Genomic DNA, 23,718 nt, shown 5'->3' on the forward strand with positions numbered 1-23,718 from the left:
CACGGTGGCCCCCTGTGGCCCCTGAAAGTACAATGATAACATAGGATTAATCGCGCAATATTGCGACGCGAAATGGTGTTATTGTACGGCATTGCCCGTCGTGCTTTTCGTGCAACAGTTGCCGGAAAAGGGGCCGCGCAAGGCGCCGTTTCGCCCCTGCCGCATTGATCACGGTTCCGCCTTTTGTATGTTGGCTTTGCGACGAAGGGGGGCAGTCCCCGGTCGATCAGTTCGCTGGAGACGCGCTGGGAACGGGGTGCGCGGCGAACTGGGTATCGGGGCAAGAACCTCTCAAAAGTGCAATCGCACCGGCGAAGCGGCGCTCGCTCCCTCGGAACCAAACTTGGAGGTCACGATGAAGATGGTGAAGAGCCTTCTCCTTGGCAGCGCGGCGGGTCTCGTCGCGGTGGCCGGAGCCCAGGCCGCCGACCTGCCTGTCAAGGCGAAGGCGGTGGAGTACGTTAAGGTGTGCTCCGCTTACGGCGCCGGCTATTTCTATGTGCCCGGCACCGACACCTGCCTGAAGATCGGCGGTTATGCCCGTTTCGACACCTATGTGAACGCTGTCGGCACCTTCCGTCCTGACATCGCGACCACCGCCGGCACCGGCTTCGGTGGCCCGGGCGTGGGTGCGCTGAACTTCCCCTTCCGCGATTCTGATGATCCGGATTACCTGACCCGCGCTCGTGGCGTCATCGACTTCGACGCCCGCACGCAGACCGACTACGGCACCCTGCGTTCCTACGTCCGCTTCGGCGCGGAGTGGAACTCTCAGGCGAGCGCCTCCACCACCGCGAACAACAACCTGTACTTCGAGCGCGCCTTCGTTCAGTTCGCGGGCTTCACGTTCGGTTACACCCAGTCGTTCTTCGAGCTGGGCACCAACTACATGATGACCACGCCGTTCGCGGGTTCCAACACCTGGACGAGTGCCATCGCCTACACCGCCCAGTTCGGCAACGGCTTCTCCGCCACGCTGTCGCTGGAAGACGCTGCCAACCGCACGACCGGCGTGCAGGGCAGCACCGCGGCTTCGACCGCGGGTGCGTTCTCCAACACCTTCTTTGGTCCTGACCTGAACGTGACCGCTGCTTCGCTCGGTTACGCCAACTTCCAGGCCGGCCAGCAGGCTCCCGATATCGTTGCCAACATCCGCCTCGACCAGGCGTGGGGCACGTTCATGATCTCGGGCGCTCTGCATCAGGTGAACGCTCTGACCTGGACCGGTGGCGTGGGCCCGGCCGCTTTCGCTGGCGCGTCGTCCACCGACAACTGGGGCTGGGCGATCGGCGCCGAGGCCGAGTTCAAGCTGCCCTTCCTGGCGGCTGGCGACAGCCTCCTGCTGCAGGCCAACTATGCCGATGGCGCGATCAGCTATGCGGGTATGGGCGGTAACAGCCAGGGCACCGCGAGCGCCTGGGGCAAGGTCAAGGTCAACTCCAACGGCAGCCTCTCTGGCGCTTATGTGCCGCTGGCTGACGCTGTCGTGACCGACGTGTTCGGCAACTACAGCAACTCCACCGCTTGGGCCATCCAGGCTCAGCTGCGCCACTACTGGACCCCGGGTCTGCGCTCCATCGTGTACGGTGGCTACGTCGACTACAGCCCGTCTGACTCCACCGTCATCGCTGTGACCGGTGCGAACCTCTGGCAGGTTGGTACGGATCTCGTGTGGTCGCCGGTGAAGAACCTCGATCTGGGTCTGGAGTTCCTCTACACCAAGGTTGAGTCCGACACCTCGCTCACCGCTGTCAACGGCGCGACCGTTGCTCCGATCGGCACCACCGCTAGCGGCCTCATCGGCGGCTCTGCCGACGTGTTCTCGGGCGGCTTCCGCGCTCAGCGGAACTTCTGATCTTCGCATCAGCGATGTTTTGGAAAACCCCAGTGGGCAACCACTGGGGTTTTTCTTTTGTCTGCGGGATCTTCTGAAAAAAGGTCCGGTAGTTTGGAACATTCCTATAGTGGAGCTGGTGATATTCCCTTCTGCGAAGGTTCGATCCACAATGGCAAGCAAGCGACGCAGCCTGCCTTTTTGATGAGTCATCGCTCCAGGTGAGCGCGAAATATTATGCGCACCGCTCCGCGGGGCGTCGGTATTTCGGACAGGGCTGGCGTTGTGTCATCCGGTTTCCGGAAAACGGGCCGTATTGTCTTGCCATCACGCCTGCCCTATGGCATGTCGGTGATGATACAATATATCATTGGGGGTTGGTGATGAATTTCGCACAGCATCGTCCGCTGCTTCGGGGCTTGGGCACGTCGACTGCGTTCGCGGCGCTCTTTGGGGCCGCGGGCACGCTTTCGATGGTGGCGCCAGTTCAGGCGGCGGATCTGCTGCAGACGAAGGCGAAGCCGGTTTACATGAAGCAGTGTCTGTCTCAGGGCGAGGGCTTCTTCTACATCCCGGGCACTGACACCTGTCTGCGTGTTGGTGGCTACCTGTGGGCGGAAGGCTATTACAACACCTATTCCGACTATCCGTCGGAGAACGACAAGACCTACTCCATCGCGACCGGCGGCGTGATCCTCGATGCGCGGACGGAGACCGAATACGGCACTTTGCGCTCGTATTTGGAGACCCGCTTCAAGTGGCGCTCCGCTGACCCGTGGTCCGAGGGGCCGAACGGCAATGAGGTCGAGGTGTGGAACGCCTATGTGCAGTTCGCCGGCTTCACCTTCGGTAAGGCGCAGTCGTTCTTCGACTTTTATGCCAACGCGAACGTTCTGGGTACGGATCCCGCAACGATCGGCGACGACGTCCGCCTGAACCTGGCCGCTTATACCGCCGAGTTCGGCAAGGGCTTCAGCGCGACGATCTCGCTTGAAGATGCCGCCGACCGCAAGGCCGGGATTGGCGTGAACAATCCGGTGCTGTTCGGCACCGACGACTATCAGGCGGGCCTTCAGGTTCCGGACATCGTCGCCAACATCAACTACACCGGCGAGTGGGGCCAGGCGCAGATCTCGGGCGCGCTGCATCAGGTGCGCGCGTTGGATTACATCAATCTCCTGGGCGGTACAGAGGATAGCTGGGGCTATGCCCTCCAGGCGGGCCTGATGTTCAACCTGCCGATGCTGGGCGAGGGCGATACGCTCTACCTGCAGACGGCTTATGTGGATGGTGCGACCAGCTATCTGGGGCTGGTTGATCCGGCGGGCGCGTATGGCGCTCCGGATGCCTTTGTCGGCGCCAATGGCATCAGCAAGGTCAGCGGTTGGAACGTCACCGCCTCGCTGCTGCACAATTGGAATGAGAAGTGGAGCACCGCGGTGTTCGGCGGCTATGCGGCCTACGATTTCAATGATTCGGTGGCCGAGTCCTTCTACGGTGCGACCGGCGGCGTGAACGGCAATGTCGGTGGCTATATCGGGTTCACTCCGGTCAAGAACCTGCTGCTCGCCGTCCAGTACGATTGGAACTACAACAAGGCCGACAATTACGTGTTCACCGGTTATGGCCCCAGCCGGGGCTCGACTGATGCGAGCCAGGTTCTGCTCTTCGCTCAGCGTGAGTTTTGATCTGCAGGCCTTCGGTCGCGATGTTTAGAAAGGGCCGCCCCGGGCACGCATTGCCGGGGGCGGCCTTTTTTTGGCGGCCCCGTAGTGCGGTTAAGGTCGTCGCGGGGTTTCGGAACGATGTCGAAATGTGCTGAACTCCGCAGCGATCTTAGAGAATGGTCGGGAGTTGCCGTTTCATGGCGCTGGATGCACCGGAAGGTGACACCGGAGGCCCCGTCGCGGGCAAGCGGGGGCGGGCGATCCATCGGTTCGCGGGTTGGCGGGTCTGGGTGTTGGTCCTTGGGCTGGCGGCGTGGGCGGTGCTGGCGGCTTTCACGTTGCTCACTGCGCGCGGCGCCGTCGAGGCGGATCTGACGCGGAGTGCGGAGTCAGTGCTGGCTCGTACCGGCGAGTCCTGGGCGACCGCTCGTTTCGAGGGGCGCGACGCCACGCTTGAAGGCGAGTCGCTGGCGGAAGAGGCCCGCGCCAAGGTTCGTGCCTCGCTGGAGAACATGTTCGGTGTGCGCACCGTGCGCGACGACACCACTCTTCTGCCGGAGCGCCGTCCCTTCACCTTCAGCGCGGTGAAGGATGGGCGCATGGTATCGCTCGATGGCTATGTTCCCTCGCGCTATGCGCTGGCGCGGATCATCGCCGCGGTGAATGCCTCAGGCAACAGCCTCACGGGCCAGGATCGCCTGGTGAGGGCGCGGGGGGCGCCCCCTGGGGACTTCGCCGGCTTGGTGGAGTTTGCCTTGGTACAGCTGGAGCGGTTGCCGTCGGGGCGGATCACTCTATCCGATGGAGCGCTTTCCATTGAGGGGCGGGCGCCGGATCTCGCGACCTATGATTCCCTGTCTGCCGTGATCCATGGTCCGTTGCCGTATGGGATGACAGTGGCGCGGTTCGCCGTGCGCCCGCCGGTGGCCTCGCCCTTCGTGTGGTCGGCGAGCCGTGAGGGAGACACGCTGCGGGTTTCCGGCTTCATTCCGTCGGAAGATGCGCGCGCCGAGGTGGGCAAGCTTCTGATCGCGGCGCTTCCGGGGGTGAATGTGCGCGACGATACCCGCCTTGCGGATGGCGCGCCGAGCACGGATCTTTGGCTGAAGGCGGTGCGCTATGCCGGGCGCCTGCTGGCGCAGGTGCCGCAGCTTCAGGTCACGCTGGCAGATAGCACCATCAGCGTCGAAGGTGTCGCGCCCACCTTTGCGGCGTTCGATGTGCTCGCTGCCGCGCGCCGCACCCCGCCGGAGGGGTTTCAGGTCACGCGTTTCGCGGTGGAGCCGCCGCGGGCGGCACCGTTCACCTGGGAGCTGGTGCGCACGGCGGATGCGGTGCGGCTGCGCGGCTATGTGCCCTCGGACGAGGCGCGGCGGCAGCTGCTTGATGCGGTTCGCAGTGCCTTCCCGGGTGTGCCGGTTGAGGATGAGATGCAGTTGGCTTCCGGCGGGCCGCCGGCCGAAGTGTGGGGTGCCGGCGCGAATTTCGCCGTTGCACAGCTTGCACGGCTGCGTACGGGGCGTGTGGCGGCCAGCGGCACCAGCTTGGTGCTCAGTGGCGAGGCGTTCGATTCAGCGGCCTATCTGTCCCTTGTGCAGGCCATGAAATCGGTGCCCGCCGGGCTCTCGGCGAGCGCGCAGGCGGTGGAGCCACCGCGGATTTCGCCTTATGTCTTCTCGGTGCGTCGCGAGGGTGATGGGCTCACCATGTCGGGCTTCTACCCGGACGAGAAGGCGCACCGCGCGCTCTTGGCGGCCCTGGAGCGGGACTTCCTGCAGGAGAAGGTCAACGACCTGTCCGCCGTGGGCAGCGGGGCCCCGGTCGGCTTCCTGCCGACGGCGCTCGCCGGCCTCGGCGCGCTCGCACGGATGGGAAATGGCGAGCTCACCTTGACGGATGCGCAGCTTCGTCTCGCCGGGGCGGCCTTGCGGGGGCGCGTGGGTGGCGAGATCGAGGACGATCTGAAGCGGGATGTGAAATCGCCGTTCGCTGTCGAGACCGCGCTGGAGGTTGCGCCGCCGGGCCCGCTGGTCGGCACGCAGGAGTGCCAGGGGCTGATTTCGGATCTCATGGGGCGCGGAACGATCCTCTTTGATTCAGGCAGCGCCCGCATCGATCGGCATTCGCTGGGGCTGCTGGATCGGCTGGTCTTCGTATTGCAGCGCTGTCCTTCCACCATGGTGGAGGTGGCCGGCCACACCGATGCCGTCGGAGAGCCGGCGACCAATCAGAAGCTGTCGGAGGCACGGGCGGCGGCAGTCGCAGCCTTCCTAGCGGATGCGGGCATCGCGCGTGAGCGCCTGGTGACTACCGGCCATGGCGCCACGCAGCCCGTGGCGGCGAACGACAGCGAGGCGGGCCGCATCCGCAACCGGCGCATCGTCTTCACGTTGAAGGAGGGGCGGGGGCCATGATCTACCTCATGCTGACGCTTTGGCTCCACCTCCTGGTGGCATTCGCCATTGGCGCCATCACCGGTTATTTTCTCCAGGGGGAGCGGACGGGAGGCACGTCGTGACGGCTTTCAATCTGGAGGTGTTGCTGCTGCTGCTGGTGGCGTTCGCGCTCGGCCTGGTGCTGGGTCTGTGGCTGCGGCGGGTGCGCAGGCGCGCGGCCGAGAGCGAGGTCATGGTGCCCGTGCCGTCCAATCTGCCGCCGACGCGGGCGAACCCGCCGGCCGGCGATGGGGCAGGACCGGCACCCTCGGGCCAGATCGCGGGGGATGTCACAGGGGAGGGCGTCCGCGCGGAGGATGGCGTGCAAGGCACGAAGCCGACCGCAGTGGAGCCGGCGCAACCTGCTCTGCGTCCGCTGCGCGAGCCGGTTGCGGATCTGTTCGGTCATCTGCTGAACGTTCCAGCCGGCGCTATCGCCGATGATCCTGAGCCGCCGCCCCGCCGGACGAGCCCGATCGACCGTGCTGGCGCGAACCATCCGGGCGTGCGCCCGCCAGTGCTCACGGAGCCCGAGGGGGGCGCGGCCGACGACCTGAAGTGCCTGAAGGGCATCGGCCCGCAGAATGAGCGGCGACTTCACGCCCTCGGCATCTTCCATTTCAGGCAGATCGCGGCGTGGACGCCGGATGAGGCCGCCTGGGTCGGCAGCTATCTCGCCTTTCCGGGGCGGATCGAGCGGGAGGATTGGATCGGCCAGGCGCAGGCGCTGGTGGCCAAGGGAGACGATGGCGCACCGGACAAGCCCGCTCCGTGACGGCTTCGCATCGCCTGCATCGGTGATGGACGGGGGCTTTTCATCGCCGCGTGGAGCTGGCTGGCATTCCCCTGGGGCCCAGAAGGTCGCCGTTTTCGCGGAATCGGGAGAACGCTCCGGCTTCTTGATCGCACCCAATGATCCGAGCCGAGGCAAGATCGCCTGCGCACGAAATGCACGCCGGAAGATGCTTCTCTGTCATGGAAATCGGGAAATGCGCCAGCACATTGAATTGGCGCATTTTTCTCGCACGAACCGCGTAGCACTCCGCTCTGCAACGCCCTAGGCGTCGTCTTCTCCGGCGGCTTTGGCCAGCAGGTGAGCCAGCACCTGGGCGGCGTTCTGGTCGGGCGGGAACACCGGATAAAAGACGTGGGAGATGGCCCCCTCCTCGATGATGAGGGTGATGCGCTTCAGCAGCACCTGTCCATCCACTTCGAAGGTGGGCAGCCGCACCGCGTGCGCGAACGCGCGCTGGTGATCCGAGAGCAGCGGGAAAGGCAGGCCCAGTCGCTCGGCAGCCTCTGTCTGGTAGCCGGTGTCCTGCACTGAGAGGCCGAACACATGTTCCACCCCCGCCGCGCGCAGGTCGTCATAATGATCGCGGAAGGCACAGGACTGCGGGGTGCAGCCCCGCGCGCCGGGAATGGCATCCCAGCCATCCGGCGAAGGGGTGCCTGGCGCGCCGGTACGTGGGTAGGCATAGACCACCGCCCGGCCGGAGAGAGAGGACAGGTCCACCCTGCGGCCGTCGGTGGCCGCCAGCGCGATAATGGGCAATTCCAGCCCCGGCAGGTGAGCAGCGGCGCCGTCATCCTCCGGCGCGGGAAGATCGGAAGGCAGGGTCTGGAAATCGGTCATGGCGCCCTCTGGAGCGTTTTCAAGCGAGGGGGAGCGCGGTTCGCGCGCAGAAAACGCGTGTCATTCGTAAGCTAAAGCACTTCTCCGCGTCCGGGAAACGGCGAAGCGCCCTGATAGGAGATGAATTCGAGCAGCGAGCCGTCCGGATCGCGAAAATACACGCTCAGCCCCGGTCCCAGCGCCCCAAAGCGGGCCACCGGCCCCATCTCCGGCGTGATGCCGTGGCGGGCGAGGTGGGCAATGGCATCCTCGATGGGGCCATTCCAGCGGAAGCAGAGATCGCTGTTGCCGGGCGCCACGGGCACGCGCGCCACCGGCTTGGGGTCCAACCCCGGCCCATGCAGGTTCAGCTGGCGATCCTTGAAGCGATAAACGAATCCGGCCCCGCGCGGCAGCACCTCGGCCCCCAACACGGCGGCATAGAAGGCGTTCGAAACCGCGAAGTCACTCACGTGAACCACGCAGTGGTCGAGCTCCAGCGGCAGCGTATCGCTCACGGTCGTGCCTCCCTAACCCTTCTCGCGCATGAGGCGGGCCTTGTCGCGGGCCCAGGAGCGCTCTTTCAGCGTTTCGCGCTTGTCGTGGGTCTTCTTGCCCTTGGCCAGGGCGATTTCCACTTTGGCACGGCCGCGATCATTGAAATAGATCTTCAGCGGCACCACCGTCATGCCCTCCCGCTCCACCGCATTGCCAAGCTTGGCGATCTGCCGCTTGTGCAGCAGCAGCTTGCGGGGGCGGCGGGTCTCGTGGTTGAAGCGGTTGGCCTCGAGATATTCGGGGATATAGGCGTTGTAGAGCCACATCTCGCCGTTCTTCTGGGCGGCATAGCTCTCGCCGATGGTGGCCTTGCCGGTGCGCAGGCTCTTCACCTCGGTGCCCGTCAGGGCCACGCCGGCCTCGAAGACCTCCTCGATGGCGTAGTCGAACCTGGCTCGCCGGTTCTCCGCGGCCACCTTGCGGGGGGCGTCCTTTTTCTTGTCTGTCATGCTCAGAACCTGATGTCTGCGGCACTGGCAGACAAGGGGGCCCGCTGGTCAAAGCGTGCCCCGCGAGAGGGGTCAGTCGATGAGGCCCGCATGCACCATGGCCGAGCGCACAACCGCGCGCGTGGCCTCGTCCACGGGCACCAGCGGCAGGCGCACGTCCTCGCCCATCTTGCCGAGCAGCGAGAGCGCATACTTTGTGGGGGTGGGATTGGTCTCCACGAACAGCGCCGTATGCAGGGGCATCAGCTTGTCCTGAATCGAGAGGGCGGTGGCGAAGTCGCCCTTCAGGCAGGCGGTCTGGAACTGCGCGCAGAGGCGCGGAGCGACGTTGGACGTCACGGAGATGCAGCCCACGCCGCCATGGGCCATGAAGCCCAGCGCGGTCGCATCCTCGCCCGAGAGCTGGATGAAGTCCGGCCCCAGCACCTGCCGCTGCAGCGACACCCGCGCCATGGAGGCGGTGGCGTCCTTCACACCCGCAATGTTCTTGATCTCGTACAGCCGGGCCATGGTCTCCACCGACATGTCGATCACGGAGCGGCCGGGGATGTTGTAGATGAAGATCGGCAGGTCGACCGCCTCGGCGATGGCCTTGAAGTGGCGGTAGAGCCCCTCCTGGGTCGGCTTGTTGTAATAGGGCGTCACCACCAGCACGGCGCTGGCCCCCACCTCCTGGGCGTGGGTGGCGAGGGCAATGGCCTCCGCGGTGTTATTGGACCCGGCGCCGGCGATGACCGGCACGCGGCCGGCCGCCTGCTCCACGGTCCAGGCCACCACCTGGTTGTGTTCCTCGTGGGTCAGGGTCGGGCTCTCGCCGGTGGTGCCCACGGGCACGAGGCCATGGGTGCCCTCGGCGATCTGCCAATCCACGAACGCGCGAAACGCTTTCTCGTCCAGCGCCCCGTCGCGGAACGGAGTGACAAGGGCGGTGAAGGAGCCGCGGAACGGCGACGGGGACGGGATGGGCGACATGGCGAGCGCCTTGTTTCCTGAAAGCGAGGTTGAATTGCGGACGTGGGCCCGGATGACGGCATTGTGATGACGTCGCCGGGAGCGTTCTGGCCACCGGCCGGGACGGCGCGGAATAGCTCCCATAGCCTGTCGCGGGCGTTCCGGAAAGGGGCACAGCGCAAAGCTACAGCAGGTCGCGCTTTTGCCGCGATCCCCCGGCAGGTTGTAGCGCCTGGGTGAGGCACACGGGACACGCGCAAGCCGGATTGGAGGATCTGGTTAGGGTTTCGTCAATGCGCCTCGCCCAACATGGCGGCCACCATTTGAGAGCGCCCCGCAAAGCGAGGAACCCTGATGTCGCCTTTCTCGAGCCTGGTCTCCGCGAGCGTCCTGGCGATCACTGTCGCCCTGGCCGGCGTCGCGCAAGCGGCGACGGGAGCGGCTCCGGTGCCCACAGCCAAGCCCGCCGCCGCCAAATCCACGTCCGCCAAATCCAGCAGCACGAAGCCGGCCTCCGCCAAAAGTGATAAGACCAGCGGCAAGGCCAGCGACAAGTCCAAGCCCAGCTCCAAGAGCTCGTCGGCTGCCAAGCCGTCGTCGAGCAAGACCAGCACGGCCAAGCCGAGCTCGTCCAAGGCGACGTCTGGCAAGACCGCATCCAGCAAGACCGCATCCAGCAAGCCGTCCTCCGGTGGCGTCTCGTCGCAAGCGGCGTCCTCGCTGCGCTCGGCAGGCCTTGTGGCTCCCGCGGTTGCCGCCTCCAGCGGGTTGAACGGGGGAGAGCTGAGCACGCTCAAGTCCGCTGTGATCGCGGCCCGCAACGGGCGCGCCGGCGAAGCCATGGGCGCGGCCCGCCAGCTCAGCGACCCGGTGGCGCGCAAGCTGGTCACCTGGCTTGTCATCCGCCATGCGCCGAACGATCTCGGCTTCAACAATATCCAGGAATTCCTCAAGGAGGAGCCTGACTGGCCGACGCCCTCCACCCTGCGCCAGCGCGCCGAGCGCGTGCTGTTCCAGGAGAATCGGGACGCCTCCCGCACCCGCGCCTTTTTTGCCGAGCGCCCGCCCATCACCGGCGAGGGCAAGGTTGCGCTTGCGCGCGCGCTCGTCGCCAGCGGTGACCGCAAGGATGCCGTCGACTGGGTTCGGGAGGCCTGGCGCGAGGACCTGCTGAACGAGCGCTTCGAAGCCACCATCATGGACGAGTTCGGCTCGGTGCTGACCCGCACGGACCACAAGCTGCGCGCCGACCGCTTCAGCTACAAGCCGGACAGCGAACGCGCGCTGCGCGCCGCCTCCCGCGCGGGATCCGACGTGGTGGCCCTCACCAAGGCGCGGCTTGCCATTGCCAGCAAGCAGCCCAATGGCGCGGCGCTGCTGGGTGCCGTTCCCTTCACCTTGAACAACGATCCGGCCTATCTGTTCGCCAAGGCCCAGCTGCTGCGGCGCGCCGACAAGCCGCGGGAGGCGGCGCAGGCGCTGCTGGCTGGCGCGGCCGACCCTGCGGCCAATGCCGATCCGGACGAATGGTGGATTGAGCGCCGCCTCGTCGCCCGCGAACTGCTGGATGCCGGCGATCCCCAGACCGCCTACAAGGTGGCCGCAACCGGGGTTGCCCCCAAGGCCGACAATTATCGCGCCGAACAGCAGTTTACCGCCGGCTGGATCGCCTTGCGCTTCCTGCATGACCCGCGCACGGCGGCCGCCCATTTTGCCCGCGTGGCCCATGGGCAGAAGCACCCCATCACCCTCTCTCGCGCCGCCTACTGGCAAGCCCGAGCCGCCGAGGCCATGGGTGATGCCGGCCGTGCCCGTTCCGCCTATGGCGAGGCCGCGCAATATCCGGCGACCTATTACGGCCAGCTGGCCCGTACCCAGCTCGGCATGAACCCGGTCGTGCTGCGCACCGCGCAGGTTTCGTTCCAGGACCGCAACGACTTTCCTCGCATCGAGCCGGTGCGCGCCATTCGCCTGCTCTATGCCATCGGCGAGCGCGACATTCCGCTGACCATCTATTACGACTTGGCCTGGCGCATGGAGAATTCCGGCCAGCTCGCATTGCTCGCCAATCTGGCGGAGGCCAATGGCGACGCGCGCGGCGCGCTGGTGGTGGGCAAGGAAGGCATGGCCGAGGGCCATCCCCTTGAGCAGGAAGCGTTCCCCACCTTCGGTCTGCCCTCCTACACGTCCATCGGCCACCCGGTGGAAAAGGCGGCCGTGTATGCGGTGGCCCGGCAGGAAAGCCAGTTCAACCCGCGCACCCTGTCCAGCGCCAAGGCCATGGGCCTGATGCAGGTGACGCCGGCCGCCGGCCGCGAGGTCTCCAAGGACACGGGCGTGCCCTATAATGAAGCACGCCTGATGAGCGACCAGTCCTACAATGTTCAGTTCGGCGCCGCCGAGCTGGGCGAGCTGGTGCAGAACTATGACGGCAACTTCGTTCTGGTGTTCGCCGCCTACAATGCCGGCCGTGGCAATGTCCGCAAATGGATCCAGCGCTATGGCGACCCGCGCGACCCCAATGTGGACGTGGTGGACTGGGTGGAGCTGATTCCCTTCGCTGAAACCCGCAACTACGTCCAGCGCGTGATGGAAAACTACCAAGCCTATAAGGTGCGCTTCAACAGCCCCACCAAGCTGCAGATGGAAGCGGACCTGCGCGGTACGAGGTGAGCCGCCCCTCCCAGGGACCCGCGGCCATCAGCTAAGGCAACCGGCGGATCCTACCGCACCAGACTCCCGCCCCCGCGCTGCTGTACAGCGCGGGGGCGGGAGTTTGTGCTTTTAGGGAGGCGCCTGTGCGATCGGGCAGCGGTCGATGCTATTTGAAGGCGGCCGCATGCGCCGGGCAAGGGATTGGCTGAGCGCAGGTCGTGATGCGGTGCGCGCGCCCGAGGCGCCGTCAGTCCGCGAGGAAGTCGCGCACGTCCTGGAACACGGCGCGGAACATGGCGGGCGTGAGCACGCCCGTATTGGTGTTGTAGCGCGAGCAGTGATAGCTCGCGAACACCCTCACGCCCCCAATCTCACCCTTGGCCCCGTGACCGAACTTGAGGTGCGAGGCCTTCGCCCCCAAGGCCGCCAGGGTGGAATCATGGGCGATCTTGCCCAGGGTCACCACCGCCTTCAGGTGGGGCATGTGCGAGAAGGTGGGCGAGAGAAAGCGCCGGCAGGTGCGGATTTCCTCCGGCGTCGGCTTGTTCTGCGGCGGAACGCAGCGCACCGCATTGATGATGCGCGCGTCCTCGAGTTCGAGGCCATCGTCGGGGCGGGCCTCGTAGCGGCCACGGGCGAAGCCGAAATCCAGCAGCGTTGCGTAGAGCAGGTCGCCCGCATAGTCGCCGGTGAAGGGGCGGCCGGTGCGGTTGGCCCCCCGCAGGCCGGGCGCAAGGCCGACGATGAGCAGGCGGGCCGTGATCGGGCCGAAACCGGGCACCGGCGCGTTGAACCAGGACGGCTCATTCAGCCGCCATTCATCGCGAAAATCCTTGAGGCGGGGGCAGAGCGGGCAGTCGGCGGACGGCTCCGTCGACGCCATGGCGCCGGCCGGGGCGGCATTCGCGATGACGGCGGACTTGACGGCGGCGCGCGCCATGGCAGCGCGCTCAGCAGCCGTCGTTGTCGGTGCCGGCGGGGGCGCCGCGGCGTTCCAGGAAACGCGGGGTTTCCTGCATGCGGCCCTGGCGCTCGGAGGGGTCGCGGCCAATCTTGGGCTGGAGCTCCACGAGATCGATGAAGACATCCGCCTGACGGCGCAGGTCGTCGGCGATCAGCGGCGGCTGGGTGGAGATGGTGGACACCACCGACACGCGGATGCCCTTGCGCTGGAGCGCCTCGACCAGCGAACGGAAGTCACCGTCGCCGGAGAACAGCACGATGTGGTCGACGTGCTCGGCCAGCTCCATGGCGTCGACGGCAATCTCGATGTCCATGTTTCCGCGCACGCGGCGGCGGCCCTGGGCATCGGTGAACTCGCGCGCCATCTTGGTCACGACGGAATAGCCGTTGTAATCCAGCCAGTCGAGCAGCGGCCGGATGGACGAATACTCCTGGTCCTCGATGAGGGTGGTATAATAGAAGGCGCGCAGCAGATAGCCGCGTCCCTGGAATTCCTTCAGCAGGCGCTTGTAATCGATGTCGAAGCCGAGCGCCTTGGTCGCGGAGTATAGATTTGCGCCGTCGATGAGAAGAGCGATCTTTTCAAGGCCCTGCATAAAATGTCCGCCGATGGAAAGGGATGGGCATAACGCTGGAACGACTGTATGCCTCGCCGTCCGCTGCCTTTCTCGGACGAAGGCTGATTCAACGCAAGCGAAAAAGGTGCCGGCGCTTGCTCCGGATATCAAAGTGTTGTATCGACCCCCTCTTCCCAGGCTATGATCCAGCGCTAATGCGCATGAGGGAGTGCCGAGCCCATGGCCCGCGTCACGGTTGAAGATTGCATCGACAAGGTGGACAACCGGTTTGAACTGGTGCTGCTCGCCGCCCATCGCGCCCGCATGATCTCTTCGGGTTCCCAGATTACCGTTGATCGCGACAACGACAAGAACCCCGTTGTGGCGCTGCGTGAGATCGCCGACGAAACGGTGAGCCCGGAGGATCTGAAGGAAGACCTGATCCACTCGCTCCAGAAGTACACGGAGGTGGACGAGCCGGAGCCCGAGGCTGTTCCCATGATCGCCTCCGGCGAGAGCAGCGGCGATGACAGCGACGTCATGCTCGACCGCATGACTGAGGAAGAGCTGCTGGCGGGTCTTCAGGGCCTCGTGCCGCCCGAGCATTCGGACGACGACGAAGGCTGATCGGCGCGGCCTGAGCGGCCCCGCGATCAAGGATTTGAGAAAGCGGCCGGGTTCTGCCCGGCCGCTTTCTTTTTGTTGGTTTGAAAACTGACGGGCGCGGCGGAACCGGCGCAGCCGCCCGTGAACGCCTGGCTTGCGCGGGCGGCGCGGCCAGCACGGCAGTCGCGCGTCAGCGCTCCGCCTTCTGCGGCCGGGCCATGAGCGCCTCGATGGCGCCGGCAATGGACAGCCGCCGGCGCAGAACCGCATCCACGGCGCTGCTCACGGGCATGTCCACGCCTTTGGCCTGGGCCATTTCCATCAGCACATTGGCGGTGAAGGCGCCTTCAGCCAGCTTGTCCGGCGTCTCCAGGCCCGCGCCCAGGGCGGCGCCGAAGGCGAAGTTGCGCGATTGGGGGCCGGAGGTGGTGAGGATGAGGTCGCCCAGTCCGGAAAGGCCGGTCATGGTCTCCGCCCGCCCGCCATAGGCCTCGGCGAAGCGCGTAAGCTCGGCAAAGCCGCGCGCCACCAGCGCGGCCCCCGCGCTCGCCCCAAGCTTGCGCCCCGCCACGATGCCGGCGGCGATGGCCAGCACATTCTTGGTGGCGCCGCCGATCTCCACGCCGCGCACGTCGGTGGAGAAGTAAAGGCGCAGCGTGGAGGAGCCGAGGGCGTCGCCCAAGGCAGAGGCCAGCGCCTCGTCCGCGCTCGCCAGGGTCACGGCCGTGGGCAGGCCGGCGGCCACGTCGCTCGCGAAGCTGGGGCCGGAAAGCACGGCGGGCCGGGCCGCCGGCGCCTCCTGCGCGATCACCTCCGAGATGAAGGCGCGGGTGCCGCGCTCGATGCCCTTGGCGCACGACACCACCGGGGTTTGCGGCCGCAGCAGCGGCGCCAGCTCCCGTGTCGCCGCGCGGCACGCCTGGGCGGGAACCACCAACAGCACGGCATCGCATTCCGCCGCCTGGGCGAGCCGGGCGGTGGGGGTCACGCCGGGGTCGAGCGGGATGCCCGGCAGCGCGCGCCGATTGGTCCGCCGCGCCATCATGTCGGCCACCTGCAGCGCGTCGCGGGCATAAAGCTGCACCTTGCGCCCCGCGCGCGCGGCGGCATTAGCCAGGGCCGTGCCCCATGCGCCGGCGCCCACCACGCCGATGGTCTGGAAGTCGCTCACGATCAGGCTCGCGCGTGGGCGGAGGCGGCCGCGGCGGGGTCGAGGGGCCAGCGGGCGCGCGGGCTCACCTCCAGCGTGTCGGTCAGGCCGCGGGAAAGGCGCTCGGCGCCGGCCCAGGCGATCATGGCGCCATTGTCGGTGCACAGATTCGGCGCGGGCAGGGCGAACCGTGTGTTCAGCTCCGCTGCCTGGCGGGCCAGTGCCTCGCGAATGGCGCCGTTGGCGGCGACGCCGCCTGCCACCACAAGGGCCGTGGGCCCGCGGCCCAGCCGGTCGCGGAATGCACGGGCGCCGGCCTTCACGCGGTCCACGATCACCTCGACCACCGCCGCCTGGAAGCCGGCGCACAGATCGCTGACATCATCGTCCGTGAGGGGGGCGAGCTTCTCGGCCTCCAGCCGCACCGCCGTCTTGAGGCCGGAGAGGGAGAAGTCCGGTTCGCGCCGGCCCATCATGGGGCGGGGAAAGGCGAAGCGGCCGGCATAGCCGTGGGCGGCCTGCGCCTCCACCTGCGGCCCGCCCGGATAGGGCAGGCTCAGCATCTTGGCCACCTTGTCGAAGGCCTCGCCCACCGCATCGTCCAGCGTGGTGCCAAGCCGCGTGTAGCGGCCCACATCCTCCACCGCCAGCAATTGAGTGTGCCCGCCGGACACCAGCAGCAGCAGATAGGGAAAGGCCACCCCATCCGTCAGCCGCGCGGTCAGCGCGTGGGCTTCCAGGTGGTTCACCGCCACCAGGGGCTTGCGCGCGGCCAGGGCGATGGCCTTCGCCGTGGTGAGGCCGACAATGACCCCGCCAATGAGCCCCGGCCCCGCCGCCGCCGCGATGCCCGAGAGCTCGCCGAAGGAGAGATTCGCCTGGCGCATGGCCTCGACGATGACGTGATCCAGGATTTCCACATGGGCGCGCGCCGCGATTTCGGGCACAACGCCGCCATAGGGGGAGTGGATGGCGATCTGCGAGCGGATCACGTTGGAGCGGATCTCGCTCGCGCCCGAAGGTGAGCGCACCACAACGGCGGCCGAGGTTTCGTCGCAGGTGGTCTCGATGCCGAGAACGACAAGATCCGCCACGTTGCCCCCGCTTCGATTCATCGCCGCGCTCCCGCACCTTTCGAGGCTGCGCCGGAACGCCGCTCTACCGCGATTTGATTCCTGCGAGCATTGTACGCGCCCATGAGTGCAGACACGAACACCCAAACGCGCCATTCCTCAGGCATTTCCGGAATTTCCCAGCCTGGCGCGCGCCTCACCATCGGCACGCGCGGTAGCCCGCTGGCGCTCTGGCAGGCCCATGCGGTGCAGGCGGCCCTCGCCGAGGCCCTCTCGCGCCCGGTGGAGAGCATCGCCATCGAGATTATCCGCACCACGGGCGATACGATTCAGGATCGCGCTTTGGCGGAGGCCGGCGGCAAGGGCCTCTTCACCAAGGAGATCGAGGAGGCGCTGCTCGACGGGCGCATCGATCTCGCCGTGCATTCGGCCAAGGATGTGGCCACCGTGCTGCCCGATGGGCTGCATCTGGCCGGCTACCTGCCGCGCGCCGATGTGCGCGACGCGCTCATTCTCAAGACCGGGACGAGCCTCGACGATCTCGCGGCCGGGTCAAAGGTGGGCACCGCCTCGCTCCGCCGTGCCGCGCAGATGAAGCGGCTGCGGCCGGACCTGAAGGTGGAGCTGCTGCGCGGCAATGTGCACACCCGCCTCGCCCGCGTGCGGGAGGGGGATTTCGACGCCACGCTCCTGGCCCTTGCGGGCCTCACCCGTCTTGGCCTCGCCCATGAGGCCAATGCGGTGCTGGACACCGCCGCCTTCCTGCCGGCGGTGGGGCAGGGGGCGGTGGCCATCGAATGCCGGGTGGCGGACCCCGTGACCAATGGCGCCATCGCCGCCATCGCCTGCCGCGACACCGGCATCGCCCTTGATGCGGAGCGGGCCTTTCTGGCCGCCCTGGACGGCTCCTGCCGCACCCCCATCGCGGGCCTTGCCCGGGTGGAGGGTGACCGGGTGCGGCTGGACGGACTGGTGCTCGCGCTCGACGGCTCCGATGCCGCCGAAACCGGGGAGAGCGCGCCCATCGCGGAGGCGGCTGCCCTGGGCGCCCGTTGCGGCGCGCGGCTGCGCGACAGCGCGCCGGCCCGCGCTCTGGGTCTGTGAGCGAAGGGGGACACCGCCATGCACTTCCTGATCACCCGTCCGGAACCGGCGGCCAGCCAGACCGCGGAACGGCTGCGCAAGATGGGGCATGAGGCAACCGTGGACCCCATGCTGCGTATCGCCCCGACCACGGAGCCGCTGCCGGCGGGCCCGTTCGATGCGGTGGCCTTCACCTCCATCAATGGGGTGAAGGCGTTCGCCGCCCATCCGGAAGGGGCGGGCCTGTTCCATCTGCCGGCCTTCGCCGTGGGGACCCGCACGGCGAAAGAAGCGCGGGCGGTGGGATTTTCCCACGTCACCGATTGCGCCGGCGATGCGGACGCGCTGGCGGGCCGGCTGGCGGAGGCGCTGCCGAAGGGCGCGCGCGTGCTCAATCCGGCGGGCGAGGACCGGGCGGCGGACCTTGCCGAGCTGCTGAAGGCCCCGGGGCTGGAGCTGGTGCTCACCATCATCTATGCGGCGGAGCCCGCCGATGCCCTTTCCACCGAGGCGCGCGACGCGCTGGCGGCGGGACGCATTAATGCGGCGCTTCACTTTTCCCAGCGCACGGTGAAGACTCTTTTGACGTGCGTGGCGGCGGCCGGGCTCACCCGGGAGCTCGCGGGGGTGCGCGAGTTCTGCCTTTCCGAGCAGGTGGGCGGGCCGCTGGTGAAGGCGGGCTTCCCCATCGAGGCGGCTTCCGCGCCCAATGAGGATGCCCTGTTCGCATTGTTCTGATCGCGCCGCGTCCGCCGGAAGTTGCGATGGGCCGCCGGGCGGTCTATCCGAAGCAGAGGCGGATCGACCCCACGAGGAGGCCCATGGCGAGCGATAATCCCACGGCTGGCGGTTCATCCCGCCGCTCCCGCACTCCGCCAACCCTCGACCTGAAGGCTGAGGAAGTGCGCGCCGACACCCCTTCTGAAGCTGCCACGGAAACGCCGGCCGACGGCGAATCGGTCGCCGCCGAGGCTGTGCCCGCAGGCGTGGAGCCGGCGGCCAATGAGCCCACTGGCGACACGGCTTCTACCGCAGACGCGGCGCCCGCCGAAGCGCCTGCCGACAACGTGAAGGCGGAAGCCCCGGAAGGCGACGACGCCCCGCAGGCGAAGCCCGACGCATCGGAAAGCGCGGATAAGCCGGCGGCGCAGGAGCCCCAGCCGCAACCCGAAGCGCCACGTCGCGGCGGCGCCGGCACGGTGTTCGCCGCTCTGGTGCTCGGCGCCCTGGCGGGCGGAGCCGCCGGCGGCGGGGTGTTCTATTATCTCATGCAGAATGCGCCGCGGCCTGCGGCCGTGGATCTCTCGCCGCTCACCGCCCGGATAGCGGCCCTGGAGGCCCGTCCGGCGGCTGATCCCGAGGCGCTCGCCAGCCTGCGGCAGAGCCTGAGCCGGGCGGATGCGCGATTCACGGCGCTTGATTCGGCCCTGGCCGCGGTGAAGACGGCGCCTGCGTCGTCCTCCGCCGTTGCAACCCCGGCGCCGAACGTGGATGCGCTGAAGGCGGCTCTCGGCAAGACCGAGGCGGCGGTGGCCGACGTCTCCGGCCGGGTGACGGCGCTGAAGGCGAGTCAGGACAATCTGAAGACGGCGCAGGATACCCTGCAGTCGGCGGTGGCCGCGGCCACTTCGACCGCCCAGCAGGCGCAAGGCCAAGCCCAGGGCCTGGCGCCGCGCCTCGAGGGCATCAACACCCGCATCGACACGGTGCGCAAGGAGGCGGCTGACGCCGCCAATGCCGCCGCGTCGGTGAATCGCGGGGCGGCATCGGTGCTGGTGCTCGGCACGCTGAAGCAGTCGGTGGATGCGGGACACCCGTTCACGCAGGAGCTGGAGGCCGCGCGCGCTTTGCTCGGTCCCCGTGCCGCGCCGCTGGAGCCCTTCGCCAGCATGGCGCAGACGGGTTTCCCGCCGCTGCCGCAGCTCGCGGATCAGCTGCTCGCGGCCGGAAATGCCGCCATCGACGGGCTCACCCCGGCGCCGGAGGCCCCGGCGGCCGATGCGTCGCTGGTGACGCGCTTCCTCGCCAGCGCCCAGAGCCTGGTGAAGGTGCGCCCGGCCGATGGCATCGATCCCGACAGCCTGCGAGGGCTGCTCAACCGGGCGGTTGCCGCCGTGCGGATGGGCGACATCGAATCTGCCCTCGCGACGCTGAAGCAGCTGCCCCAGCCGGCCCAGCAGAAGCTGGCGCCGGTCGTGGCCGAGCTCGACGCCCGCCGGCGCGCGGCTGAAGCCGCGGCCACCCTCTATCAGCAGGCGCTTGCCGCCATTTCGGGGAAAGCGCCGTGATCCGTCTCGTCAGTTTCCTCGTCCTGCTCGCCGCGCTGGCCTTCGGCGCATCCTGGATCGCTGACCGGCCGGGGGAAATCTCCGTCGTCTGGCAGGGCTGGCGGGTGGACACCACTGTGCCGGTGGCGCTCGCCGTCATCGCGGTGGTCACCGGCGTGATGCTGGCCTTGTGGCGGCTCATTGCCTTCCTCATTGCCTCGCCCAAGCTGGTGGCCGCTCTGTCCCGCCGCCGACGGCGCGAGCAGGGGCTGCGCGCGGTGAGCCGGGGCCTCCTGGCCATCGGCTCCGGCGATGCCGCGGGGGCCCGCAAGGCCCGGGCGGATGCCGTGCGCCTGCTGCCACATGAGCCGCTCACCCACCTTCTGACCGCGCAGGCGGCGCAGTTCGACAACAATCCTGAGGTGGCAATTGCCGCCTTCAAGGCCATGGCCGGCCGCGCGGAAACGCGCCTTCTTGGCCTGCGCGGCCTGCACATGGAGGCGCGCAAGAGCGGCGATAAGGCGGCCGCGGCCGCCATCGCCGCCGAGGCGGTGGCCGATGCGCCGACCCTGGCCTGGGCCGCCGACGCGGTCATTGAGGCCCATTGCGCCGCCGGCGATTTCCGCGCCGCGCGTACGGTGCTCGAACGGCAGATGGCGCAAAAGGGCATCGACAAGGCCCAATATCGCCGCCGCCGCGCCGTGCTGCTCACCGCCGAGGCGTTGATGCTGGAGCATTCCGACCCGCTGGTGGCGCGCGAGCTGGCGCAGGAGGCGGTGCGCCTTGCCCCCACGCTGGTGCCGGCTGCGGCCTGCGCCGGCCGCCTCATCGGTGCCGCCGGGGAGCTGAAGAAGGCGGCGAAGATCGTCGAGACCGCTTATGCGGCCAATCCCCATCCGGAGCTGGCCGAGGTGGAGGCGCATCTGCGCCCGGGTGATGCGGCCCTCGACCGGCTGCGCCGCGTGCGGGTTCTGGCCGGCAAGGCGCCGCACCATGTGGAAAGCGCCATCGCCATTGCCCGCGCGGCGCTCGACGCCCATGAGTATGACGAGGCCCGCAGGACCCTGGAACCGCTGCTGGAGCAGCCGAGCCAGCGGGTGTGCCTGTTGATGGCGGAGCTGGAAGCGGCGGAGAAGGGCGACGTGGGCAAGGCTCGTGAATGGACCGCCCGGGCGGTGCATGCCGCCCGCGATCCGGCCTGGATCGCCGACGGCGTCATCTCCGACCACTGGGAGCCCATCTCGCCCGTCAGCGGCCGGCTCGACGCCTTCGTGTGGGCGGTGCCACCCGGAGTCTCGGCCACTCCCATCCTGGAGCACGGCGCCGAGCGTGTGATGGCGGCCATTGCTGCCGTGCGTGCCAATGAGCAGGCCAAGGCCCTGGCGGAGGCCGAGGCCCGCGCGGTGGCTGACGAAGCAATCGCCAGCACGCACCACACCGCACCTTCGGAGCCGGCGCCCGCCGAGACGGTGGAGAGTGTGCCCGAACCCGCGCCGGTCGAGGCCGTGGCGCACGCGGATGCCGCCCCCGAGTCGACGCCGCAGCCGGCCCGCGCGGCGGACCCGATCGTTGCCATGCCGCCGCTGCCGGATGATCCCGGCCCCAATGGCGAAGAGCCGGAGCCGTCGCCCAAGCGGCGCTTCTTCGGGATCTGAGACGCTTGCAGCGCCCCGGCGATCATCCTCGCCGGGGCGCTTTTCGTGACAGGGCGTCCCTCAGAAAGCGGTGAGGGCGACCGCGTGGTGCTCCACCTGGGGTGGGGAGGCCATGTGCGGGCCCGCCAGGCGGCGCCACTCCTGGAATTCGGGGGCATTGCGGAAGTGCACCATGTGGTCTTCCACACTGTCCCAGGTCACCACCAGGAAATAGCGGTTCGGCGTTTCCACGGAACGCTCGAGCTTCAGGCCGCGGCACCCGCGCGAACGCTGGAAGAAGGGGGCGGCTTCCTTTACCGCCGCCTCGAAGGCTTCGGCGGCGCCGTCCTTCACCTCAATGGTTGCGACCTCATAGACCATGCTGCGATCCTTGCTTGGCGCGGCGGGGGCGCCGCGGGACCTTCTTATACCATCGGCCGGGCGGGTCGACCGCCGTCGCGGGCAGGCTGGGGGCGCCTGGGGCGGGCTGCGCCGGCGCGGAGCGGCTTGCAATGCGGCGGCGGAAGCGGCACACCGGTGCCGTTCTTCCCATCGAGATTTTCGAGCGCGCCCATGGCCCATTGGCTTTACAAATCCGAACCCTTCAAATGGTCCTGGGACATGCAGGTGCAGGCTGGCGCCAAGGGCACCCACTGGGACGGGGTGCGCAACCACCTTGCCAAGCAGCAGCTTCTGGCCATGAAGCTGGGCGACACCGGCTTCTTCTACCATTCCAACGAGGGTAAGGAGATCGTCGGCATCGTCGAGGTCATCAAGGAGGCCTATCCGGACCCTTCCGACCCCACGGGCAAGTTCGTGATGGTGGATCTGAAGGCCGTGAAGCCACTGGCCAAGCCCATCAGCCTTGCCACCATCAAGGCGGATCCGCGCTTCCAGGAGATGGCACTCATCAAGTATTCGCGCCTGTCGGTGCAGCCGGTGACCGACGAGGAGTGGGAGATTCTTTGCGCCATGGGTGGGGTGTGAGCCGCCCCATCAGCGACCCCGTCGCCTTCATCCGCGCCGAAACCCGCTTGCGCCCCACGGCCCTGGTGCCGGAGGTGAGCCTGCATGTGGCCGACGAGGCCGTGCCCATCTGGCATCGCACGGAGGAGGAGCTGGGCGAAATGGGGCTGCCGCCGCCGTTCTGGGCCTTCGCCTGGGCGGGCGGGCAGGCGCTTGCGCGGCACGTGCTCGACCATCCGGAGCTGGTGGCCGGCCAGGATGTGCTCGATTTCGCCTCCGGCTCCGGTCTGGTGGGCATCGCGGCCATGAAGGCGGGTGCGCGCCGCGTGACCTGTGCCGACATCGATTCGTTCGCGCTCTCCGCCATCGCCCTCAATGGCGACGCCAACGGGGTGGCGCTTCAGCCCGTGGGTGAGGATCTCATCGGGCGCGATCTCGGCTGGGGCACGGTGCTGGCCGGCGACATCTGCTACGAGAAGGACCTGGCGGGGCGGGTCTATGAATGGCTGCTCGCCCTCTCGCGGCGGGGCGCCCGGGTGCTTATCGGCGATCCGGGCCGAACCTATCTGCCGAAGGACCGGCTGGAGCAGCTGGCCGAATACCATGTGCCCGTGACGCGTGAGCTGGAGGACATGGAGATCAAGCGCACCTGCGTCTGGCAGCCGCGCGCGCAGGATTGAGGCGCGGTGCCGCCGGGGGCGACCCCTTTGGGGATTTTGAACCCGCCCGCCGGGGGCCTTCCCGCATGCGGCTTTACGCCCGGCGGGCCACCAGGGCGCTGCCAGCCACCACCAGCCAACCCGCGATCATCAGGCTGCCGCCAAAGGGCGCGCTGCCGCCCAGCAGCTTTGCATCCAGCAGCGCGCGGGAAGACAGATCGCCACAAAACAGCAGCGCCCCGACAACAAGCACCGACGCCCCGGCGCGCAACGGCACCGCGCCGCGCGCAAGCTGAAGCGACAGCGCTAGGATGCCGCCGATGGCTGCGGCATGGAGAATCAGAAAATACGCCGCCGTTTCCAGCGTGGCGCCGCCGGCGACGTGGGCGGAAACGGCCGCCGCCGCGACCCCGCACGCCCCCATGAGCCCGGCCAGGAACAGCAGGGTCCGCGTCCAGATATCCATTACGAAAGCTCCTCCACACTGCTGTCGTTATAGGGGTGTACCGCCATCGCGAACATTGGCCCCGAGGACGCAGCATCGGCGAGCCCAGGGGGCAGGCACGGTCTGCGCTTCCCCATCCACAGGTTGCGGG

At 67.9% G+C, this 23,718-nt stretch carries 23 protein-coding genes; 12 read left to right on the forward strand and 11 right to left on the reverse strand.

The window, feature by feature from the left end:
* Window positions 1–355 precede the first annotated feature (355 nt).
* The 4 genes from L0966_RS00635 (at window position 356) to L0966_RS22415 (ending at window position 6,711) form a co-directional block, all read left to right on the forward strand.
* On the forward strand, window positions 356–1,855 hold the full coding sequence (locus L0966_RS00635; RefSeq protein WP_234049916.1) for a porin: 1,500 nt from the start codon (window positions 356–358) through the stop codon (window positions 1,853–1,855).
* Between the two features lie 362 nt (window positions 1,856–2,217).
* Window positions 2,218–3,522 carry a porin gene (locus L0966_RS00640; protein WP_234049917.1) on the forward strand — a complete coding sequence of 435 codons (1,305 nt, stop codon included), beginning with the start codon at window positions 2,218–2,220 and terminating at the stop codon, window positions 3,520–3,522.
* 176 nt (window positions 3,523–3,698) lie between these two features.
* Complete coding sequence (locus L0966_RS00645; protein WP_234049918.1) at window positions 3,699–5,915, forward strand: OmpA family protein; 2,217 nt, start codon at window positions 3,699–3,701, stop codon at window positions 5,913–5,915.
* Window positions 5,916–6,015: 100 nt separating this feature from the next.
* Window positions 6,016–6,711: a hypothetical protein gene (locus L0966_RS22415; protein ID WP_370640584.1), complete on the forward strand. Its 696-nt coding sequence runs from the start codon at window positions 6,016–6,018 to the stop codon at window positions 6,709–6,711.
* 282 nt (window positions 6,712–6,993) lie between these two features.
* On the opposite strand, the gene L0966_RS00655 is transcribed toward L0966_RS22415, so the two are convergent.
* The 5 genes from L0966_RS00655 to L0966_RS00675 all read right to left on the reverse strand — a co-directional run bounded on the left by L0966_RS00655 (window position 6,994) and on the right by L0966_RS00675 (window position 10,189).
* On the reverse strand, window positions 6,994–7,572 hold the full coding sequence (locus L0966_RS00655; protein WP_234049919.1) for a peroxiredoxin: 579 nt from the start codon (window positions 7,570–7,572) through the stop codon (window positions 6,994–6,996).
* A gap of 71 nt (window positions 7,573–7,643) precedes the next feature.
* Window positions 7,644–8,069: a VOC family protein gene (locus L0966_RS00660; RefSeq protein WP_234049920.1), complete on the reverse strand. Its 426-nt coding sequence runs from the start codon at window positions 8,067–8,069 to the stop codon at window positions 7,644–7,646.
* A 12-nt stretch (window positions 8,070–8,081) separates the two neighbouring features.
* Window positions 8,082–8,558 (reverse strand): SsrA-binding protein SmpB, encoded by a 477-nt coding sequence (smpB, locus tag L0966_RS00665; protein WP_234049922.1) that lies wholly within the window; start codon window positions 8,556–8,558, stop codon window positions 8,082–8,084.
* A gap of 72 nt (window positions 8,559–8,630) precedes the next feature.
* A complete protein-coding gene (dapA, locus tag L0966_RS00670; RefSeq protein ID WP_255683891.1) occupies window positions 8,631–9,530 on the reverse strand; it encodes a 4-hydroxy-tetrahydrodipicolinate synthase in 900 nt (299 codons plus the stop codon).
* Between the two features lie 269 nt (window positions 9,531–9,799).
* Complete coding sequence (locus L0966_RS00675) at window positions 9,800–10,189, reverse strand: hypothetical protein (RefSeq protein WP_234049923.1); 390 nt, start codon at window positions 10,187–10,189, stop codon at window positions 9,800–9,802.
* A 58-nt stretch (window positions 10,190–10,247) separates the two neighbouring features.
* On the opposite strand from L0966_RS00675, the gene L0966_RS00680 reads away from it, so the two are divergent.
* A complete protein-coding gene (locus L0966_RS00680) occupies window positions 10,248–12,182 on the forward strand; it encodes a lytic transglycosylase domain-containing protein (protein WP_234049924.1) in 1,935 nt (644 codons plus the stop codon).
* Between the two features lie 229 nt (window positions 12,183–12,411).
* On the opposite strand, the gene L0966_RS00685 is transcribed toward L0966_RS00680, so the two are convergent.
* Together L0966_RS00685 and L0966_RS00690 are read right to left on the reverse strand one after the other, a co-directional pair.
* A complete protein-coding gene (locus L0966_RS00685) occupies window positions 12,412–13,104 on the reverse strand; it encodes a uracil-DNA glycosylase (RefSeq protein ID WP_234049925.1) in 693 nt (230 codons plus the stop codon).
* A gap of 10 nt (window positions 13,105–13,114) precedes the next feature.
* Window positions 13,115–13,723, reverse strand: a complete 609-nt coding sequence (locus tag L0966_RS00690; protein WP_234049927.1) for an NYN domain-containing protein — start codon at window positions 13,721–13,723, stop codon at window positions 13,115–13,117.
* Between the two features lie 201 nt (window positions 13,724–13,924).
* Here L0966_RS00690 and rpoZ point away from each other — a divergent pair, with 201 nt between their 5' ends.
* Window positions 13,925–14,311 carry a DNA-directed RNA polymerase subunit omega gene (gene rpoZ / locus L0966_RS00695; RefSeq protein WP_234049928.1) on the forward strand — a complete coding sequence of 129 codons (387 nt, stop codon included), beginning with the start codon at window positions 13,925–13,927 and terminating at the stop codon, window positions 14,309–14,311.
* A gap of 169 nt (window positions 14,312–14,480) precedes the next feature.
* Here rpoZ and L0966_RS00700 read toward each other — a convergent pair whose 3' ends face one another.
* Window positions 14,481–15,461 (reverse strand): NAD(P)H-dependent glycerol-3-phosphate dehydrogenase, encoded by a 981-nt coding sequence (locus tag L0966_RS00700; RefSeq protein ID WP_370640586.1) that lies wholly within the window; start codon window positions 15,459–15,461, stop codon window positions 14,481–14,483.
* A 2-nt stretch (window positions 15,462–15,463) separates the two neighbouring features.
* Window positions 15,464–16,555 carry a tRNA (adenosine(37)-N6)-threonylcarbamoyltransferase complex transferase subunit TsaD gene (tsaD, locus tag L0966_RS00705; protein ID WP_234049929.1) on the reverse strand — a complete coding sequence of 364 codons (1,092 nt, stop codon included), beginning with the start codon at window positions 16,553–16,555 and terminating at the stop codon, window positions 15,464–15,466.
* 81 nt (window positions 16,556–16,636) lie between these two features.
* Between tsaD and hemC the strand changes: the two genes are divergently transcribed.
* The 4 genes from hemC to L0966_RS00725 all read left to right on the forward strand — a co-directional run bounded on the left by hemC (window position 16,637) and on the right by L0966_RS00725 (window position 21,518).
* Window positions 16,637–17,617, forward strand: a complete 981-nt coding sequence (hemC, locus tag L0966_RS00710; protein WP_234049930.1) for a hydroxymethylbilane synthase — start codon at window positions 16,637–16,639, stop codon at window positions 17,615–17,617.
* A gap of 18 nt (window positions 17,618–17,635) precedes the next feature.
* Complete coding sequence (locus L0966_RS00715; protein WP_234049932.1) at window positions 17,636–18,334, forward strand: uroporphyrinogen-III synthase; 699 nt, start codon at window positions 17,636–17,638, stop codon at window positions 18,332–18,334.
* An 83-nt stretch (window positions 18,335–18,417) separates the two neighbouring features.
* On the forward strand, window positions 18,418–19,884 hold the full coding sequence (locus L0966_RS00720) for a hypothetical protein (protein WP_234049933.1): 1,467 nt from the start codon (window positions 18,418–18,420) through the stop codon (window positions 19,882–19,884).
* Window positions 19,881–21,518: a heme biosynthesis HemY N-terminal domain-containing protein gene (locus tag L0966_RS00725; RefSeq protein ID WP_234049934.1), complete on the forward strand. Its 1,638-nt coding sequence runs from the start codon at window positions 19,881–19,883 to the stop codon at window positions 21,516–21,518. The genes L0966_RS00720 and L0966_RS00725 overlap by 4 nt, the downstream gene beginning before the upstream one ends.
* Before the next feature lie 60 nt (window positions 21,519–21,578).
* Here the strand turns inward: L0966_RS00725 and L0966_RS00730 are convergent, their stop codons facing one another.
* Complete coding sequence (locus L0966_RS00730; protein WP_234049935.1) at window positions 21,579–21,878, reverse strand: antibiotic biosynthesis monooxygenase; 300 nt, start codon at window positions 21,876–21,878, stop codon at window positions 21,579–21,581.
* 192 nt (window positions 21,879–22,070) lie between these two features.
* On the opposite strand from L0966_RS00730, the gene L0966_RS00735 reads away from it, so the two are divergent.
* Both L0966_RS00735 and L0966_RS00740 read left to right on the forward strand, forming a co-directional pair.
* Window positions 22,071–22,484, forward strand: a complete 414-nt coding sequence (locus L0966_RS00735; protein WP_234049936.1) for an EVE domain-containing protein — start codon at window positions 22,071–22,073, stop codon at window positions 22,482–22,484.
* Window positions 22,481–23,143: a methyltransferase gene (locus L0966_RS00740; RefSeq protein ID WP_234049937.1), complete on the forward strand. Its 663-nt coding sequence runs from the start codon at window positions 22,481–22,483 to the stop codon at window positions 23,141–23,143. The genes L0966_RS00735 and L0966_RS00740 overlap by 4 nt, the downstream gene beginning before the upstream one ends.
* 73 nt (window positions 23,144–23,216) lie before the next feature.
* On the opposite strand, the gene L0966_RS00745 is transcribed toward L0966_RS00740, so the two are convergent.
* Window positions 23,217–23,588, reverse strand: a complete 372-nt coding sequence (locus L0966_RS00745; protein ID WP_234049938.1) for a DUF423 domain-containing protein — start codon at window positions 23,586–23,588, stop codon at window positions 23,217–23,219.
* Window positions 23,589–23,718 lie beyond the last annotated feature (130 nt).

This window comes from Xanthobacter sp. NM-59 (genome assembly GCF_021401125.1).
GTDB lineage: Bacteria > Pseudomonadota > Alphaproteobacteria > Rhizobiales > Xanthobacteraceae > Xanthobacter.

Excerpts from the sequence above, each read along its gene's own strand:
- smpB (WP_234049922.1), bottom strand. The coding sequence starts at position 8,558 with ATGACAGACAAGAAAAAGGACGCCCCCCGCAAGGTGGCCGCGGAGAAC.
- L0966_RS00745 (WP_234049938.1), bottom strand. The coding sequence starts at position 23,588 with ATGGATATCTGGACGCGGACCCTGCTGTTCCTGGCCGGGCTCATGGGG.
- L0966_RS00715 (WP_234049932.1), top strand. The coding sequence starts at position 17,636 with ATGCACTTCCTGATCACCCGTCCGGAACCGGCGGCCAGCCAGACCGCG.
- L0966_RS00720 (WP_234049933.1), top strand. The coding sequence starts at position 18,418 with ATGGCGAGCGATAATCCCACGGCTGGCGGTTCATCCCGCCGCTCCCGC.
- dapA (WP_255683891.1), bottom strand. The coding sequence starts at position 9,530 with ATGTCGCCCATCCCGTCCCCGTCGCCGTTCCGCGGCTCCTTCACCGCC.
- L0966_RS00685 (WP_234049925.1), bottom strand. The coding sequence starts at position 13,104 with ATGGCGCGCGCCGCCGTCAAGTCCGCCGTCATCGCGAATGCCGCCCCG.
- L0966_RS00730 (WP_234049935.1), bottom strand. The coding sequence starts at position 21,878 with ATGGTCTATGAGGTCGCAACCATTGAGGTGAAGGACGGCGCCGCCGAA.
- L0966_RS00635 (WP_234049916.1), top strand. The coding sequence starts at position 356 with ATGAAGATGGTGAAGAGCCTTCTCCTTGGCAGCGCGGCGGGTCTCGTC.
- L0966_RS00640 (WP_234049917.1), top strand. The coding sequence starts at position 2,218 with ATGAATTTCGCACAGCATCGTCCGCTGCTTCGGGGCTTGGGCACGTCG.
- hemC (WP_234049930.1), top strand. The coding sequence starts at position 16,637 with ATGAGTGCAGACACGAACACCCAAACGCGCCATTCCTCAGGCATTTCC.
- tsaD (WP_234049929.1), bottom strand. The coding sequence starts at position 16,555 with ATGAATCGAAGCGGGGGCAACGTGGCGGATCTTGTCGTTCTCGGCATC.
- L0966_RS00735 (WP_234049936.1), top strand. The coding sequence starts at position 22,071 with ATGGCCCATTGGCTTTACAAATCCGAACCCTTCAAATGGTCCTGGGAC.
- L0966_RS00690 (WP_234049927.1), bottom strand. The coding sequence starts at position 13,723 with ATGCAGGGCCTTGAAAAGATCGCTCTTCTCATCGACGGCGCAAATCTA.
- L0966_RS00645 (WP_234049918.1), top strand. The coding sequence starts at position 3,699 with ATGGCGCTGGATGCACCGGAAGGTGACACCGGAGGCCCCGTCGCGGGC.
- L0966_RS00655 (WP_234049919.1), bottom strand. The coding sequence starts at position 7,572 with ATGACCGATTTCCAGACCCTGCCTTCCGATCTTCCCGCGCCGGAGGAT.
- rpoZ (WP_234049928.1), top strand. The coding sequence starts at position 13,925 with ATGGCCCGCGTCACGGTTGAAGATTGCATCGACAAGGTGGACAACCGG.